General features: G+C 75.1%; 15 protein-coding genes. 11 read left to right on the forward strand and 4 right to left on the reverse strand.

Annotated features, from left to right (window positions below; genetic code table 11):
• From manD to ACZ6TD_RS41260, 3 genes are read right to left on the reverse strand one after another with little or no spacing between them, the layout of a single operon-like run.
• Positions 1-1,206 carry a D-mannonate dehydratase ManD gene (manD, locus tag ACZ6TD_RS41250; protein ID WP_471358505.1) on the reverse strand — a complete coding sequence of 402 codons (1,206 nt, stop codon included), beginning with the start codon at positions 1,204-1,206 and terminating at the stop codon, positions 1-3.
• A 14-nt stretch (positions 1,207-1,220) separates the two neighbouring features.
• Positions 1,221-2,222 carry a 2-hydroxyacid dehydrogenase gene (locus ACZ6TD_RS41255; RefSeq protein WP_471346415.1) on the reverse strand — a complete coding sequence of 334 codons (1,002 nt, stop codon included), beginning with the start codon at positions 2,220-2,222 and terminating at the stop codon, positions 1,221-1,223.
• On the reverse strand, positions 2,219-3,334 hold the full coding sequence (locus ACZ6TD_RS41260) for a LacI family DNA-binding transcriptional regulator (protein ID WP_471346417.1): 1,116 nt from the start codon (positions 3,332-3,334) through the stop codon (positions 2,219-2,221). Before ACZ6TD_RS41260 ends, ACZ6TD_RS41255 begins: the two co-directional genes overlap by 4 nt.
• 211 nt (positions 3,335-3,545) lie before the next feature.
• Between ACZ6TD_RS41260 and ACZ6TD_RS41265 the strand changes: the two genes are divergently transcribed.
• Positions 3,546-4,559, forward strand: a complete 1,014-nt coding sequence (locus ACZ6TD_RS41265; protein ID WP_471346419.1) for a cation diffusion facilitator family transporter — start codon at positions 3,546-3,548, stop codon at positions 4,557-4,559.
• Between the two features lie 36 nt (positions 4,560-4,595).
• On the opposite strand, the gene ACZ6TD_RS41270 is transcribed toward ACZ6TD_RS41265, so the two are convergent.
• The gene (locus ACZ6TD_RS41270; protein WP_164431515.1) at positions 4,596-4,955 is read right to left on the reverse strand and encodes an ArsR/SmtB family transcription factor; all 360 of its coding nucleotides are present in this window, start codon (positions 4,953-4,955) and stop codon (positions 4,596-4,598) included.
• A gap of 201 nt (positions 4,956-5,156) precedes the next feature.
• On the opposite strand from ACZ6TD_RS41270, the gene ACZ6TD_RS41275 reads away from it, so the two are divergent.
• The 10 genes from ACZ6TD_RS41275 to ACZ6TD_RS41320 all read left to right on the forward strand — a co-directional run bounded on the left by ACZ6TD_RS41275 (position 5,157) and on the right by ACZ6TD_RS41320 (position 16,685).
• Positions 5,157-6,422, forward strand: a complete 1,266-nt coding sequence (locus ACZ6TD_RS41275; RefSeq protein WP_471346421.1) for an APC family permease — start codon at positions 5,157-5,159, stop codon at positions 6,420-6,422.
• Between the two features lie 229 nt (positions 6,423-6,651).
• A complete protein-coding gene (locus ACZ6TD_RS41280; RefSeq protein WP_471346423.1) occupies positions 6,652-8,019 on the forward strand; it encodes an MFS transporter in 1,368 nt (455 codons plus the stop codon).
• 93 nt (positions 8,020-8,112) lie between these two features.
• Positions 8,113-9,084 carry an NAD-dependent epimerase/dehydratase family protein gene (locus ACZ6TD_RS41285; protein ID WP_471346425.1) on the forward strand — a complete coding sequence of 324 codons (972 nt, stop codon included), beginning with the start codon at positions 8,113-8,115 and terminating at the stop codon, positions 9,082-9,084.
• A gap of 67 nt (positions 9,085-9,151) precedes the next feature.
• The gene (locus ACZ6TD_RS41290) at positions 9,152-10,828 is read left to right on the forward strand and encodes a carbamoyltransferase family protein (protein ID WP_471346427.1); all 1,677 of its coding nucleotides are present in this window, start codon (positions 9,152-9,154) and stop codon (positions 10,826-10,828) included.
• 88 nt (positions 10,829-10,916) lie between these two features.
• Entirely contained in the window at positions 10,917-11,963 is a 1,047-nt protein-coding gene (locus ACZ6TD_RS41295) for a glycosyltransferase family 2 protein (protein WP_471346429.1), read from the forward strand.
• Between the two features lie 67 nt (positions 11,964-12,030).
• Positions 12,031-12,645 (forward strand): D-glycero-alpha-D-manno-heptose-1,7-bisphosphate 7-phosphatase, encoded by a 615-nt coding sequence (locus ACZ6TD_RS41300; protein WP_471346431.1) that lies wholly within the window; start codon positions 12,031-12,033, stop codon positions 12,643-12,645.
• Positions 12,642-13,730 (forward strand): glycosyltransferase family 9 protein, encoded by a 1,089-nt coding sequence (locus ACZ6TD_RS41305; protein WP_471346433.1) that lies wholly within the window; start codon positions 12,642-12,644, stop codon positions 13,728-13,730. Before ACZ6TD_RS41300 ends, ACZ6TD_RS41305 begins: the two co-directional genes overlap by 4 nt.
• A complete protein-coding gene (locus ACZ6TD_RS41310; protein WP_471346435.1) occupies positions 13,727-14,692 on the forward strand; it encodes a glycosyltransferase in 966 nt (321 codons plus the stop codon). Before ACZ6TD_RS41305 ends, ACZ6TD_RS41310 begins: the two co-directional genes overlap by 4 nt.
• A complete protein-coding gene (locus tag ACZ6TD_RS41315) occupies positions 14,689-15,933 on the forward strand; it encodes a glycosyltransferase (RefSeq protein ID WP_471346436.1) in 1,245 nt (414 codons plus the stop codon). The genes ACZ6TD_RS41310 and ACZ6TD_RS41315 overlap by 4 nt, the downstream gene beginning before the upstream one ends.
• Complete coding sequence (locus tag ACZ6TD_RS41320; RefSeq protein ID WP_471346438.1) at positions 15,930-16,685, forward strand: D-sedoheptulose-7-phosphate isomerase; 756 nt, start codon at positions 15,930-15,932, stop codon at positions 16,683-16,685. The genes ACZ6TD_RS41315 and ACZ6TD_RS41320 overlap by 4 nt, the downstream gene beginning before the upstream one ends.
• Positions 16,686-16,688: the final 3 nt, after the last annotated feature.

The following is a 16,688-nucleotide window of genomic DNA, read 5'->3' on the forward strand; positions in this document are numbered from 1 at the left end:
TCACCAGTCCGTCATCGAGCCGTCGAGCCGTCGCGCGACCGGCAGATAGGCGGGTTCGTAGGGGTGGCGGGCGGCGAGTTCCTCGTCGATCTCGACGCCGATGCCGGGTGCGTCGCCGGGGTGGAGGTGGCCGTCGGCGTAGGACCAGGCGTGCCGGAACACCTCGTGGACCAGGGGTTCGTAGCCCATGTACTCCTGGATGGCGAAGTTGGGGGTGGCCAGGCCGAGGTGGAGTGAGGCGCCGAGGGCGACGGGGGAGATGTCCGAGGGGCCGTGCGGTCCGAGCCGCACCTGCCAGAGGTCGGCGAGGGTGGCGATGCGCCGCAGGTGGCTGATGCCGCCCGCGTGGCTCACACAGGTGCGGATGAAGTCGACCAGTTGCTCGGTGATCAGCGTCTGGCACTCCCAGACGGTGTTGAACACCTCGCCGATGGCCAGCGGGACGGTGGTGTGGTGCCGGATGTGCCGCAGTACCTCCTGGTTCTCGGCGGGGGTGACGTCCTCCAGCCAGAAGAGGTCCGCCGGTTCCAGGGCGCGGCCGAGCCGGGCGGCCTCGCCGGGGGTGAGCCGGTGGTGGGTGTCGTGGAGCAGTTTCAGCTCGGGGCCCACGTGTTCGCGTATCCGCGTGAGGACGCGGGGGACGTGGCGGAGGTAGGCGTCGGTGTCCCAGGTCTCCTCGACGGGGGCGGCGCCCCGGCCGGCCGGTTCGTATCCGGTGCCGTTCCTGCTGACCCCGTAGACCATCTCCAGGCCGGGGACGCCGCTTTGGGCCCGTACGGCGCGGAAGCCGCGGTCCCGCCGTGCCTCGATGGACTCCAGCAGTTGGGGGAGGTCCCAGCCGGTGGCGTGGGTGTAGGAGAGGATCCGGTCGCGGACCGCGCCGCCCAGCAGTTGGTAGACGGGCTGTCCGGTGGTCTTGCCCTTGATGTCCCACAGCGCGATGTCCACCGCGCCGATGGCGGTCATGGTCACCGGTCCGCGCCGCCAGTAGGCCCCGCGATAGAGGTACTGCCAGGTGTCCTCGATGCGGGCCGGGTCGCGGCCGATGAGGAGGGGTGCGAGGTGGTCGCGCAGATAGGAGGCGACGGCGAGTTCGCGGCCGTTGAGGGTGGCGTCGCCCCAGCCGGTGACGCCGTCCGCGGTGGTGATTTTGAGGAGGACGAAGTTGCGCCCCGGGCTGGTGACGAGGACGTCGACGGCGGTGATGGTGTCGGTCGTCGTCACGGGGCCACCGCCACCACGTTGTGGAGCGGTTCGCCCGTGGCGAGGCGGCGGATGTTGGCGGTGATGTCGGCGGTGCGGTGGCTGAAGGTCTGGCGGGTGAGGCCCGAGGAGTGAGGGGTCATCAGCACGTTGTCCAGCGTGTCGAAGGGGTGCTTGCCGGGGGCGGCGGTGTGGCCGTCGGCCGGGTAGCGGTACCAGACGTCGATCGCGGCGCCGCCGATGGTGCGGTCGCTCAGCGCCTCGTACAGCGCGTCCTCGTCCACGACGGGGCCACGGCCGACGTTGACGAGGATCGCGTCCGGGTGCATCCGGGACAGCTCGGCCGCGCCGATCAGCCCGGTGGTGTCCTCGGTGAGCGGCACCGACACCACCACGGCGTCGGAGCTCTCCAGCAGGGCGTCGAGGTCCTTGACGGTCCCGGACCACAGCAGTCCGTGGGCGGCCGCGTCCACGTCCCCGCTCCGGGTGACGGCGATGCCCCGCGCGCCGAACGCCTGGAACAGCCGCCAGCAGCGGGCCCCGATGTGCCCGAAGCCGACGAACCCGACGGTGGCGGCGGTCAGGTCCTCGGCCCAGGGTGCCCGTGGGTCATGGGCGGGGGTGTCCCAGTGTGCTTCCCGGCGCAGTGCGGTGTGCTGGCGCAGAAAGCCACGGCGCATCAGGACCGTGGCGGACACGGTGTATTCGGCGATGGCGTTCTCGTGGTGGAAGGTGTTCGCCACCTGGGTGCCCGGCGCCAGCGCGGCGATGTCGATGGTGTCCGTCCCGGCTCCGGCGGCGTGGACCAGCCGGAGCCGGGTGGCGGCCGCGGCCATGGTGGCGGTGCACCGGCCCGACACCAGGACGTCCGCGTCCGCCATGGCGGCTTCGACCGCCTCGGTGTGCCGGGGGTCGGGCCAGTGGACGACCGTGCCGTGGGGGAGGGCGGCCTCGAACTCGGCGCGCAGCGGGGCGAGATTGGGGTCGGCGACCACCACGGTCAGGGGGTCGGCGGTCATGAGGCGTCCTTGGTGGCGGGGGTGGCGGGCGTCGCGGGCGTGATATCCGTGGCGGGCGTCGTGACCGTGGCGGGGATGGCGGGCGTCGTGGCCGCGGCGGGCCGGTGCCGGGGGGTGCGGGTGGTGGCGGGGCCGGTGGAGTCGCGCACGATGAGCTGGGTGGGCAGCCGGTGCGTACGCGGGATCTGCCGCTCGCCCGCGAGGACCTGCCCCAGCATCTGCAGGCTGAGCGCCCCGGCGCGGGCCATCGGCACGGCGACGCTGGTCAGGGACGGCTGGGAGACCTCGGCGAAGGGGATGTCGTCGAACCCGATGACGCTGAGGTCCCCGGGCACGCTCAGCCCGAGCGCCCGGGCGCCGGTCAGCACGCCGAACGCCATCAGGTCGTTGTGGGCGATGACGGCGGAGGCGCCCGAGGCCATGACGCTCGCGGCGGCGGCGGTGCCACCCGCCACCGTCTCGGACTGCCAGCCCAGCAACTCCAGGTCCAGCCCGGTGCGTTCGGTCTCGGTGCGGATGAGGTCGACGCGGTGGGCGTTGGACCAGGAGCGCCGCATGCCCTGGACGTAGGCGATCCGCCGGTGTCCGAGGGCGGCGAGGTATTCCACGGCCTGGCGCATGCCGTGGGCGGCGTCGGCGAGCACACAGTCGGTGCCGGACGTTTCGCGGTTGACCAGCACGGCGGGGGTGCGGCCGCAGATGTCGAGCACATCGTCCGCGTCCAGCCGGGGAGAGCACACGACCAGGCCGTCCGCCCGCTCCCTCAGGTGTGCGAGGACCTCGCGCTCACGGTCCGGGTCGAGGTCGGTGTCGGCGAGGACGACGGTCTGCCTGCGGTGGCGGCACTCGCCCTGTGCGGCCTTGACGAAGGCCCCGAAGACAGGGTTGGCGATATCGGGGACGACGAGCGCCACGGTGGCGGTCTCGGCCCGGGCCGCGGTGGCGCTCTCGGCGGTACGCGCCACGGGCGGCTCGTACCCCAGCTCCTGCGCGACGGTCAGCACCTTGCGCAGGGTATGGGGGCCGAGCCGGCCGGGGTCGCTGAACGCCCGGGACGCCGTGGACAGCGCGACATTGGCGCCCTTGGCGACATCGGTCAGGGTGGGGGCCATGGCAGCCCGTTACCGGTGTGACGAGGTGGGGTGGATGAACGGCATGTGGCATGGTCTTCACCGTTGCGCAACCTTGTCAATGCTTGCCAAAACATTGGCAAGACCGGTCGGAGCCGAAGTCTTCCGCGGTCCGGAGGGTGCTTTCGCGGTCCGGCGAAGTCTTTCCGGCTCAACGAGTGCATGCGTGCGCGTGTATGCACATAATGGCGGCATGGAGTCCCATCACCACGGACACCGGCACCACCACCGCCGGCACCAGCTCGCGCATCTGCTGAAACCGCACTCCCACGAGTCGGCGCAGAAGGTCGACTCCGCGCTGGAGTCCTCGGCCGAGGGCATGCGCGCCCTGTGGCTCTCCCTCGCCGTCCTGGGCGCCACCGCCGTCCTCCAGGCCGCGGTCGTCGTGCTGTCCGGCTCGGTGGCGCTGCTGGGCGACACCGTTCACAACGCCGCCGACGCGCTGACCGCGCTGCCGCTCGGCGTGGCGTTCGTCCTGGGGCGCCGCGCGGCGAACCGCCGGTTCACCTACGGCTACGGCCGGGCCGAGGACCTGGCCGGGATCGTCATCGTCCTGGCCATCGCCGCCTCGGCGGCCCTGGCCGCGTACGAGGCCGTGGAGCGGCTGCTGCACCCGCGAGCGATGTCCCATCCGGGCGTCGTCGCGATCGCGGCGGTCCTCGGCTTCCTCGGCAACGAATGGGTGGCCCGGCACCGGATCCGGGTCGGGCGGCGGATCGGCTCGGCGGCCCTGGTCGCCGACGGGCTGCACGCCCGCACCGACGGCTTCACCTCCCTGGCCGTGCTGCTGGGCGCGGGCGGCGCGGCGCTCGGCCGGCAGCTCGCCGACCCGCTCGTCGGCCTGGCCATCACCGCCGCGATCCTGCTCGTCCTCAAGGACGCGGCGCGCGAGGTGTTCCGGCGGCTGATGGACTCCGTCGACCCGGCGGTGGTCGACGCGGGCGAGGCCGCCCTGCGAGCGGTCCCCGGAGTGCTCGGCGTGACCGAACTCCGCATGCGCTGGATCGGCCACCGGCTGCGCGCCGAGGTCACGGTCGAGGTGGACGGCGATCTGGAGCTGCGGGCGGCGCACGATGTGGCGGTCGGGGCCGAACACGCCCTCCTCCACGCGGTGCCCCGGCTGACCGCCGCCCTGGTGCACACCGATCCGGCCCCCGGGCCGGGTGCGGAGGACCCGCATCGCCTGCTGGCCCACCACGCCGGGTGAGTGCCACCCCGAGACGGAGGTCCGCCCCCGTGGGGCTCAGTCGTGCGGCGGGGCCCCGGTGACCATGTGGTCCGCGTGGTTGACGGCCTCGGTGACCAGCCGGCGCAGATGGCCGTCGTGGAGGGAGTACACCGAGCGGCGGCCCTCCTTGCGCACCTGGACCAGCCCGGCCAGCCGGAGCTTGGCCAGATGCTGGCTGACCGCCGGGCGGGCCGCGCCGCTGGCCTCGGTGAGGGTGTTGACATCGGCCTCCCCCCGGGCGAGGGACCACACCAGATGCAGCCGGGTCGGGTCGGACAGCAGTGAGAAGACATTGGCCGCCGTGGCGAACTGCGCCGCGCCGCTGGGATGCGTATGCGACCGGGTCGCAGTTGAGGAGGGTTCGCTGACCGGCATGTCCCCATCGTAGAGCGGCGGGCGAAGGGCGGACCCCCGCTCGGCCCGAACGGCGTCGAGCGGGAAGACCGGCCGAAGCGCGGCCGGTGGCCGAAACCCGGCCCCATACTGGAGCACATGCACGACGCCGTCTCCCGCCAACTCCCGCTGCCGCGCGCCCTCGGATCCGTCACCGCCTCCTCCCCGGACCGGGGCTGAGCGATGGGGGACACGGTGAACACCCCCGCCGGACCGGGGGAGTTGCGGCGGCGCCTCGGGGTCTTCGACGCGGTCGTGGTCGGTCTGGGGTCGATGATCGGGGCGGGCATCTTCGGGGCGCTGGGGCCCGCGGCGCGGGAGGCGGGGACCGGGCTGCTGCTCGGCCTGGTGGCCGCCGGGGCGGTGGCGTACTGCAACGCCACCTCCTCCGCGCGGCTGGCCGCGCGCTATCCGCGGTCGGGCGGCACCTATGTCTACGGCCGTGAGCGGCTGGGTGACTTCTGGGGGTATCTGGCCGGCTGGGGGTTCGTGGTGGGCAAGACCGCCTCCTGCGCGGCGATGGCCCTGACCGTCGGCTCCTACGTCTGGCCCGCGCAGGCGCACGCGGTGGCGGTGGCGGCCGTGGTGGCGCTGACGGCCGTCAACTACGTGGGGGTGCACAAGGCCGCCTGGCTGACCCGGGCGATCGTGGCCGTCGTGCTCGCGGTGCTGGCCGCCGTGGTCGTCGCCCTCCTCACCTCCGGGGAGGCGGACGCCGCACGGCTGGAGATCGGCGGCGACGCCTCCTTCGGCGGGGTGCTGCGCGCGGGCGGCCTGCTGTTCTTCGCCTTCGCCGGATACGCCCGGATCGCCACCCTCGGCGAGGAGGTCCGCGACCCGGCGCGCACCATCCCCCGCGCCATCCCCCTCGCGCTCGGCATCACCCTGGCCGTCTACGCGGCGGTGGCGATCGCCGTGCTGACCGTGCTGGGCAGTGGCGGGCTGGGCGCGGCGGGCGCCCCGCTGGCCGACGCCGTGCGCGCCGCCGGGCTCCCGGGGCTGGCGCCGGTGGTGCGGGCGGGCGCCGCGGTGGCCGCGCTGGGGTCGCTGCTCGCGCTGATCCTGGGCGTCTCCCGCACCACCCTGGCCATGGCCCGCGACCGGCACCTGCCGCCCGCGCTGGCCGCCGTGCACCCCCGGTTCGCGGTGCCGCACCGCGCCGAGTCGGCCGTGGGCGCGGTGGTGGCGGTCCTGGCGGCGACGGCGGATCTGCGTGGCGCGATCGGGTTCTCCTCGTTCGGGGTGCTGGCCTACTACGCCGTGGCCAACGCCTCCGCGTGGACCCTCACCCCGGCCGAGGGCCGCCCACCGCGGATCGTGCCCGGGCTCGGGCTGGCCGGCTGTCTGCTGCTGGCCTTCGCCCTGCCGGTCTCCTCGGTGATCTCCGGCGTGGTGGTGCTGGCCCTGGGCGCCGCGGCCTACGGTGTGCGGCGCGCGACGGCCGCGTAGGCGATCCCCGCCACTGCTGTGCGCCCGGCCCGGAGGCGTCCCTTACCGCCACCCTGAGCAGGGCATATGCCGGTTTGTGAGGAAAGCCACCCCGGGCGGATTCCACGTCCTGGGGAGCCGTCTGTGAGCATGGGTCGTCGCTGACGTACGGCAACCCGTGTCAGCCGGGCCCCGGACACGGGCGCTCTTCATCCCTCCCCCGCACCCGGAAACCCGCCCTGACGTCGCCATGACCACCTCCCTGCCGCCCCTCATACCCAGGCCCCGCTCCCGGGAGCGGGGCACACGCACCCCGTGGCGCAGTCTGCGCCACGGGGCCATGCGGTGGTGGTCGGCGGCGAACCTGGTGTCCAACGTCGGCACCTGGATGCAGCTGACCGTGCAGAACCTGCTGGTGCTGCACATCACCGGCTCCGCCGCCACCACCGGGCTCTCCCTCTCCGTACAGGCCGCCCCCGGGCTGCTCATGGGGCTGCTCGGGGGAGCGGTGGTGGACGCCTGGCCGCGCAAGCTCACCGCGGCCGTCAGCCAGGCGGTGCTGGGCCTCGTCGCCTTCGTCACGGCCGCCCTGGTCGCGTTCGACCTGCTCAACGTGGTCTCGCTGATGGTGCTCGCCGCGGTGACCGGGCTCGTCGCCACCGTGGACGCGCCCGCCTGCGCCCTGCTCGGCAACGATCTGGTGCCGCCCGACGACGTCCCCTCGGCGATCGCCCTGGGCTCCGTCGTCAGCAGCGCCGGCCGGCTCATCGGCGTGGCCTGCGCGGGGGTCGCGGTGGGGACGCTCGGCACCGCGGCCGCCTACGCCGCCAACGGGCTGTCGTTCCTGTGTGTCGCGGCCGTCATCCCCTTCCTGCGCCCCCACCCGGGCGCGGCCGCCACCGCGGACCCGCCCGCCGTGCGCCGGGACCGGTTCTCCGGTGCCGGTGCCCGCGACGGGCTGGCCTTCTTCGTCAAGCGGCCCCGTCTGGTCGCCCTCACCGTGATCACGGCGGTGAGCGCCGTCTTCGGCCGGAACTACGGACTGACCCTGGCGGTCCTGGTCACCGGCCCGCTGGCCGGCAGCTCCGAGGACTTCGGGACCGTGGCCACCGTCCTGGCCGTGGGCGGGATCGCGGGCGCGGTCCTCGCGGGGCGGATGCAGCGGCCGTCGGTGCGCATGGTGGGCGCGCTCGCCGCCGCCGGGGCGCTGCTCCAGGCGGTGGCCGGGCTGTCGCCGGGGCTGATTCCGCTGCTGGTGCTGGTGGCCCCGATGGCGGTGGCCGAGTCGGTCTCCGACACGGCCGGTACCACGGTGCTCCAGACGGATCCGCCGCCCGGGATGCGCGGCCGGGTGCTCGGCGTGTGGCGCACCGCGCAGACGGCCTGGGGCCTGGCCGGTCCGCCCCTGCTGGGGCTGCTCATGGAGTGGGCGGGGCCGCGCGGCGCCCTGGTGGCCGGTGGACTGATCATCGCGGCCGTCATCGGCGCGGGCACGCTGGTCCACGCCCGCCGCACCGCTTCCCGCCGCGTGCCGGCCACCCCCGTTCCCGTCGAGCCCGCCGCGGCGGAACGCGCTGCCGCGCCGGTGTCCCACCAGGACCTTTCCCCCATCGGGTGACCTGGTCGGGGGAGGGACGGGGGATGTGCCCTGATTGTTTCCTTTCGTCGCGGGTACTGGGGTGGGGCCCCAACGCGAAGGAAGGGAGGGGCCATGGAGCGGACCGACTCCGTCGTCCCCGTCCGTACCTGGGCGCACGCCGTGGTCACCGGTGGAGCCGGATTCGTCGGTTCGCATCTGTGCGCGGCGCTTCTCGACCAGGGCACGGCCGTGACCTGTGTGGACGATTTCTGCACCGGAACCCCGGACAACGTGGCCCACCTGATGGACCGGCCCGGCTTCACCCTGCAGCACGCCGATGTCACCGAGCCGTTCGAGGTGAAGCGGCCCGCCGATCTCGTCCTGCACTTCGCGTCCCCCGCCTCCCCGGCCGACTATCTGCGGCTGCCGCTGCACACCCTGGAGACCGGCAGCCTCGGCACCCGCAACGCCCTGGCCCTGGCCCGCCACCACGAGGCGCGCTTCGTCCTGGCCTCCACCTCCGAGGCGTACGGCGACCCGCAGCAGCATCCGCAGAACGAGCGCTACTGGGGCAATGTCAACCCCGTCGGGCCGCGCAGCGTCTACGACGAGGCCAAACGTTTCGGCGAGGCCCTGACCTGCGCCGAGGCCGGGACGAACGGGACGGACACCGGCATCGTGCGGCTGTTCAACACCTACGGCCCGCGGATGCGCGGACACGACGGGCGGGCCGTGCCCACCTTCATCCGGCAGGCGCTGGCCGGTGAACCCCTCACGGTCACCGGCGACGGCAGCCAGACGCGCTCGCTCGCCTACATCGACGACACCGTGCGCGGCATCCTCGCCATGGCCGGCTCCGACCTCCTCGGACCGGTCAACATCGGCAACGCGGACGAGATCACCATGCTGGACCTCGCCCGCAAGATCATCGAACTGGCCGGTTCGCGCTCCACCGTCGAGTTCATCGGCCGCCCCACCGACGACCCCGCCGTCCGCTGCCCGGACATCACGCTCGCCCGCGGCAAGCTCCAGTGGGCACCGGTCGTCCCCGCCGACGAGGGGCTGGCCCGCACCATCGACTGGTTCCGGCGCCAGGCCGCCTGACCCCCTCGCACAACCGCCCGCACACCTCCCTTCCGCAGCGGCCCCGGGCCGCCGAAAGGTCACGCCCATGCGCATCCTCGGCATCAACGCCCTCTTCCACGACCCGGCCGCCGCCCTGGTCATCGACGGCCGTACCGTCGCCGCCGCCGAGGAGGAGCGGTTCTCCCGGCGCAAACACGGCAAACGGCCGGTGCCGTTCTCCGCCTGGGAGCTCCCGGAGAAGGCGGCGGCCTGGTGCCTGGAGCAGGCGGGGCTGCGCCCTGAGGACCTGGACGCCGTCGCCTACTCCTTCGACCCCGCCCTCGCCCGCCCCGCCGCGTCCATGGGCCTGGACGACCCCTGGGACCACCTGCGGCTCACCTACGCCCGCGAGGCCCCCGGCTTCCTGCGCACCGCCCTGCCCGGGCTGGACCCGGACGCGGTGCGGTTCGTGCCCCACCACATGGCGCACGCCGCCTCCAGCGCGCTCGCCGCGCCCGACGCCGACACCAGCTCCGTCCTCGTCCTCGACGGACGCGGGGAGGCCACCTCCCATCTCGCAGCGCGCCGCGTCGGCGACCGGCTGGAGCCGCTCCACGGCCAGGAACTGCCCCACTCCCTGGGGCTGGTCTACGAGGAACTCACCGAGCACCTGGGCTTCCTGCGCTCCAGCGACGAGTACAAGGTGATGGCCCTCGCCTCCTACGGCACCCCGCGGATGCTGGACGAGCTGCGGCGGTATGTGTACGCCACCGGCGAAGGCGGCTTCCACGCCACCGGGGTGCCCTGGGCCGAGCTGTGCCCCCCGCTGCGCCCCGGCGAGGCGTGGTCGCAGCCGCACGCCGATCTCGCGGCCAGCGCCCAGGCGTGTCTGGAGGAGACGCTGCTCGACCTGGTGCGCTGGCTGCACGGGCGCACCCACGACCGGGTGCTGACCCTGGCCGGGGGAGTGGCGCTCAACTGCGTGGCCAACTCCCGTATCGCCCGCGAGGGCCCGTTCGGCCGGGTCTGGGTCCAGCCCGCCGCCGGGGACGCGGGCACCGCGCTCGGCGGCGCCCTCCACCTGTGCGCGCGGGGCGGCGACCGGCCCGAGCCGATGGCCGGGGCCGACCTCGGGCGCCGCTGGTCGGACGCCGAGTTGGAGGCATGGCTGAAGACGGCCGCGGTGCCCTTTGAGCGCCCGGCCGATGTGGCCGAGACGGTGGCGGAGGCGCTCGCGGACGACGCGATCGTCGCCTGGTTCCAGGGGCGTTCCGAGTACGGGCCCCGGGCGCTCGGCCACCGCTCGCTGCTCGCCCACCCCGGCTGCTCGGGAAACCTCGAGCGGCTGAACGACGTCAAGGGGCGGGAGCAGTTCCGGCCGGTCGCCCCGATGGTGCGCGCCGAGCGCGCGGCCGAGATCTTCGACGGCCCGCTGCCCAGCCCGTACATGCTCTTCGTGCACGAGGTCGCGCCGGAGTGGCGGGACCGTATCCCGGCCGTGGTGCACGTGGACGGCACGGCCCGCATCCAGACCGTCGACTCCGCCGGTGAACCGCTGGTGGCCCGCCTGCTGAGCGCGTTCGAACGGCGCACCGGGCTGCCGGTGGTCGTCAACACCAGCCTCAACACCTCGGGCCGGCCGATGGTCGACGACCCGCGCGACGCCCTGGAGTGCTTCGGCTCCGCCCCCGTCGACCTGCTGGCGATCGGGCCGTTCGTGATCCGCCGGGGCGCCTTCTTCGCGGGTGGCCGCCCGGACACGGCCGCGCACGAGGACATCTGACGCGGGGTCACGTATCGCCTATGAGCCGCACCGGCCCGTGCCCATCGCACATGAGCCGCACCGACCCCTGCCGTGGGAGGAGCCAGGTATGACGGACACCGGAGAGCGGACCGACGGACCCGGGTACGCCGTGGTCATCCCGACGCTGGGTCGCCCCAGTCTCTCCGTGACTCTGCGGGCGCTCGCCGACGCCAAGGGCCCCGCGCCCCGGCGGATCGTCCTCGTGGACGACCGGCCGCTGGAGGACTGCACCCCGCTGCCCGCCGACATCCCGGCCGAACTCGTGCCCTTGGTGGAGATCGCGCCCGGCTGCGCCGCCGGGCCGGCCGCCGCGCGCAACATCGGCTGGCGGGCCGCCCCCGAGCCCTGGACGGTCTTCCTCGACGACGATGTGGTCCCCGGCCCCACCTGGGCGGACGACCTCGCCGCCGATCTGGCGGCGGCCGGTCCCGGCACCGGCGGGGTCCAGGCGCGGATCACCGTTCCGCTGCCGGAGGACCGCAGGCCCACCGACTGGGAGCGCAACACCGCGGGGCTCGCCTCCGCCCGCTGGATCACCGCCGACATGGCGTACCGGCGGGCCGCGCTGGCCGCGGTCGGGGGGTTCGACGAGCGGTTTCCGCGCGCCTTCCGTGAGGACGCCGACCTGGCGCTGCGGGTCATGGCCGCCGGGTGGCGGCTGGAGCGGGGATCGCGGGCCACGGTCCATCCGGTGCGCCCGGCGGACCGCTGGGTGTCGGTGCGCACCCAGGCGGGGAACGCGGACGACGTGCTGATGGCCAAGGTCCACGGCCGCGGCTGGTGGGCCCGGGCAGGCGCCCCGCGCGGCCGGCTGCCCCGCCATCTGGCCATCGCGGCGGCCGGTGCCGCCGCCCTGACCGGCGCCCTGGCGGGCCGGCGGCGGGCGGCCACGGCGGGCGCGGCGCTGTGGCTGGCCGGGACCGCCGAATTCGCCCTGGCCCGGATCCGGCCCGGCCCGCGCACCCCGGAGGAGATCGCCACGATGGCCCTGACCAGCGTCGTCATCCCCCCCGTGGCCGGCGCGCACTGGCTGGCGGGGCTGGTGCGGCACCGCTCGGCCGCCGCGTTCGGGCGGTCGGCGGCCAGGCGCACCAGGACCCTCGGACATGTGTAGCGCTTTGTCGCGTTTGGTGATTGACCGTCCGGGCTACTCGACGGCCGTGTTCGCTACATCTGCACCAATGGCCCCATTCATTCCAGGAGGGGCGCCGTGGCTGCTCACCCCGGGTGACCGGCCCGGCCGCCCGCGCGTACCCGTCCGTGGGGGGCTTCCGGGCGCGGTGCTCTTCGACCGGGACGGCACGCTGATCCACGACGTCCCCTACAACGGCGACCCCGCCCGGGTGCGGCTGATGCCGCACGCCAGGGCCGCGGTCGACGCGGTACGGGAGTGGGGCGTCCCGGTCGGGGTGGTCACCAACCAGTCGGGCGTCGCCCGCGGGCTGCTCACCCCCGGCGCGGTCGAGGCCGTACGGCGGCGCGTCGAGGAGCTGCTCGGCCCCTTCGGCATCTGGGCCGTGTGCCCCCACGGCCCCGCCGACGGCTGCGGGTGCCGCAAGCCCGCCCCCGGGCTGATCCACGCCGCGTGCGCGGCGCTGGGCACCGAACCGCACCGGGCCGTCGTCCTCGGCGACATCGGCGCGGACCTGGCGGCGGCCCGAGCGGCGGGCGCCCAAGGGGTGCTCGTCCCCACCGCGGTGACCCGCCCGGAGGAGATCGCGGACGCCGTACGGACCGCACCGGACCTCCTGACGGCCGTACGGGGGCTGCCCGCCGGGGCGGGAGGCGCCCCTTGAGCGCGCACGCCACGGGTCCGCGCACCCTCGTCGTGCGGCTCGACAGCGCGGGAGACGTGCTGCTGGCCGGCCCCGCCGTACGCGCGGTCGCCGCCGGGTCGGCTTACGCCGCGATGCTGTGCGGCCCGCTCGGCGAGCCCGCCGCCCGGATGCTGCCCGGCGTCGACGAGGTGCTGGTCCATGACGCGCCCTGGGTGGGCTTCGAGGCCCCGCCGGTGCGCCGCGAGCTCATCGACGCCCTCGTGGACTGTCTGGCCGCCCGCCGCTTCGACCGCGCGCTGATCCTCTCCTCGTACCACCAGAGCCCGCTGCCCGCCGCGCTGCTGCTGAAGCTGGCCGGAATCCCCTGGACCGCCGCCGACAGCGAGCACTACCCCGGCACCCTGCTGGACCTGCGCCACCGGCGCGCGCCCCACCGCCACGAGGCGCGGGCCGCGCTCGACCTGGCCGAGGCGTCCGGCTTCGCCCTCCCGCCCGGCGACGAGGGCGCGCTGGCCCTGACCGCGCTGCCCGACACCGCCCCGCTCACCGGCGCCGACCCCTATGTGGTGGTCCACCCCGGCGCCGCCGTGCCCGCCCGCGCCTGGAGCCCCGCACGGGCCGCCCGCGCGGTGGCCGCGCTGGAGGAGGCGGGCCACCGCGTGGTGGTCACCGGCGGCCCGGCCGAGAAGGAGCTGACGGCCGACATCGCCGACGGCATCGCCCTCGACCTCGGCGGCCGCACCTCCTTCCCCGAGCTGGCCGGAGTGCTCGCGGGCGCCGACGTGGTGGTCACCGGCAACACCGGGCCCTCCCATCTGGCCGCCGCCGTCGGCACCCCGGTCGTCTGCCTCTTCGCGCCCGTCGTCCCCGCCGAGCGCTGGGCCCCCTACCGGGTGCCACACCGGCTGCTGGGCCGCCAGGACGCGGCCTGCGCGGGCAGCCGCGCCCGGGTCTGCCCCGTGCCGGGCCACCCCTGCCTGGACTCCGTCACCGACGCCGAGGTGCTCACCGCCGTGGCCGCGCTGGCGGCGCCGGGCGGAGCCGATGTGGCCGCGCCGGCGGCGCCGGGCGGAGCCGACGACGACCGTAAGGAGCCCGAATGAACGTCCTCCTGTGGCATGTGCACGGCTCCTGGACCACGGCCTTCGTCCAGGGTCCGCACCGCTACCTGGTCCCCGTCCTCCCCGGCCGGGGCCCGGACGGACGCGGCCGGGCCCGCACCTACACCTGGCCCGACACGGTCACCGAGGTCACCCCGGAGGAGCTGCGGGACGCCCCCGTGGACCTGATCGTCCTCCAGCGGCCCCACGAGGCCGAGCTGGCGAGGCGCTGGCTCGGCGGCCGCCGCCCCGGGCGCGATGTGCCCGCCGTCTACCTGGAGCACAACGCGCCGGAGGGAGACGTCCCCGGCACCCGCCATCCCTGCGCCGGCCGCGACGACCTCACCCTGGTCCACGTCACCCACTTCAACCGGCTCTTCTGGGACAGCGGCCGCGCCCCCACCGCCGTCATCGAGCACGGCATCGTCGACCCCGGCCACCGCTACACCGGAGAGCTGACCCGCGCCGCCGTCGTCGTCAACGAACCGATCCGGCGCGGCCGCCACACCGGCACCGATCTGCTGCCCGCCCTGAGCGAGGCCGCCCCGCTGGACGTCTTCGGCATGGCGACCGAAGGACTCGCCGACCACCTCGGCCTGCCCCCCGACCGCTGCCGCGCCCACGACCTCCCCCAGGCCGAGCTGCACACCGCCATGGCGCGCCGCCGGGTGTATCTGCACCCCGTGCGCTGGACCTCGCTCGGGCTCTCCCTCCTGGAAGCCATGCACATGGGGCTGCCCGTCGTCGCCCTGGCCACCACCGAGGCCGTCGAGGCGGTGCCGGCCGGGGCCGGGGTGCTCTCCACCCGCCCCGACGTCCTCGCCCGCGCGGCCCGCCGCTATCTGCGGGACCCCGACGCCGCCGCCGAGGACGGGGCGCGGGCCCGCCGGGCGGCGCTCGACGCCTACGGACTCAAACGCTTCCTCGACGACTGGGAGCGGCTGATGGAGGAGGTGACCCGATGACTCCGCGCCACGGACCGCCCGAGCACCTGGACATCGCACTCGTCTCGGAGCACGCCAGCCCGCTCGCCGTGCTCGGCGGGGTGGACGCCGGCGGCCAGAACGTCCATGTCGCCCGGCTCGCCGCGGCCCTCGCCGACCGCGGCCACCGCGTCCGCGTCTACACCCGCCGCGACGCCCCCCACCTGCCCGTGACCGTCCGCCCGCACCCGGGCGTCGAGGTGCGGCACGTCCCCGCGGGCCCCGCCCGGCGGCTGCCCAAGGACGACCTCCTGCCCTACATGCGGCGGTTCGGCGCGTATCTGGAAAGCGAATGGCGGGGCGCGCCCCCCGATCTGGTGCACTCCCACTTCTGGATGTCCGGCGTCGCCTCGCTCCAGGCCACCCGCGCCCTCGGACTGCCGCTCGCGCACACCTACCACGCGCTGGGCACCGTCAAGCGGCGCCACCAGAAGGACGCCGACCCCAGCCCCGCCGACCGCGTCCCCTGGGAGACGGCCGTCGGGGAGGGCTGCGACCGGATCGTGGCCACCTGCCGGGACGAGGTCGGCGAACTGGCCGCCATGGGGCTGGACCCGGAGCGGATCACCGTCGTGCCCTGCGGAGTCGACCCCCGGCTGTTCACCCCCGCCGGGCCCGCCGCGCCGCGCCCGGCCCGCCGGGCCCTGCTCGCGCAGATCGGGAGGCTCGTACCGCGCAAGGGGGCCGCCGTCTCCATCGCCGCGCTCACCCTGCTGCCGGACGCCGAACTCGTCATCGCCGGAGGGCCGCCGTCCGCCCACCTGGGCGACGACCCCGAGGCGCGGCGGCTGCGGCGGCTCGCCGACCGCCTCGGCGTCGCCGACCGGGTCCGGCTCACCGGCGGGCTGCCGCCGGAGCGGATGCCCGAACTGCTGCGCGCCGCCGACCTCGTGCTGTGCCCCGCCGACTACGAACCCTTCGGGATCGTCCCCCTGGAGGCCATGAGCTGCGGAACGCCCGTCGTGGCCTCCGCCGTCGGCGGACAGCGCGACACCGTGGCCGACCCCGGCACCGGCCGGCTGGTCCCGCCCCGCGACCCGGTCGCCCTCGCCGAGGCCGCCGCCGCGCTCCTCGCCCGTCCCGCGGCGCGCGCGGCCTGCGGCGAGGCGGGCCGCCGGCGGGTGCTGACCCGCTACAGCTGGGACCGGGTGGCCGCCGCGACCGAAGCCGCCTACCACGACGTCCTGACCTCGCACCCGGCACCCATGACGGAGGCGGCATGAGCACCCGAGATCGTCCCCAGCCCCGACCCCTGCCCTGGGAAGCGGGGGTAGCGGGCACCGGCCCCCGCGCCCGTCGTCCGTCCCCGTCCGGATACGGGCCCGCGGGGACGGCCACGGCCGACCCGCTGCGCGCCGCCCACGCCCACTGCCAGTCGCTCCAGGACGCGCTGGTGGCGCTGCGCGACCACGGTCTGGAACAGGTGGCCGAGTGGGGCCGCCACCTCGCCGCCACCCTCCCCGTCGGCGGCCGGCTGCTGGCCGCGGGCAACGGCGGCAGCGCCGCCCAGGCCCAGCACCTCACCGCCGAACTCGTCGGGCGCTACCAGCGGGAGCGGTCCGCCTACTCGGCCATCGCCCTGCACGCCGACACCTCCGCCGTCACCGCCATCGGCAACGACTACGGCTTCGAGGAGCTGTACGCCCGTCAGGTGGCCGCGCACGGCAGCCCCGGCGATGTGCTGATGCTGATGTCCACCTCCGGACGCAGCCCCAACTTGCTGGCCGCCGCGGATACCGGCCGGGCCGCCGGACTGTCTGTGTGGGCCATGACCGGCCCGCGCCCCAACCCGCTGGCCTTCCGCGCCGACGAGGCCCTGTGCATCGGCTCCGGCTCCACCGCGACCGTCCAGGAGGCGCATCTGGTCGCCCTGCACCTGCTGTGCGAGACCTTCGACCACGAGATCGGGGTGGTGGACGGGGCCGTGTCCGTGGACGGGGCGGTGACGCCGTATCCGTCCCCACGAGGGCCATGAGGG

It is taken from the genome of Streptomyces yongxingensis, assembly GCF_055597465.1.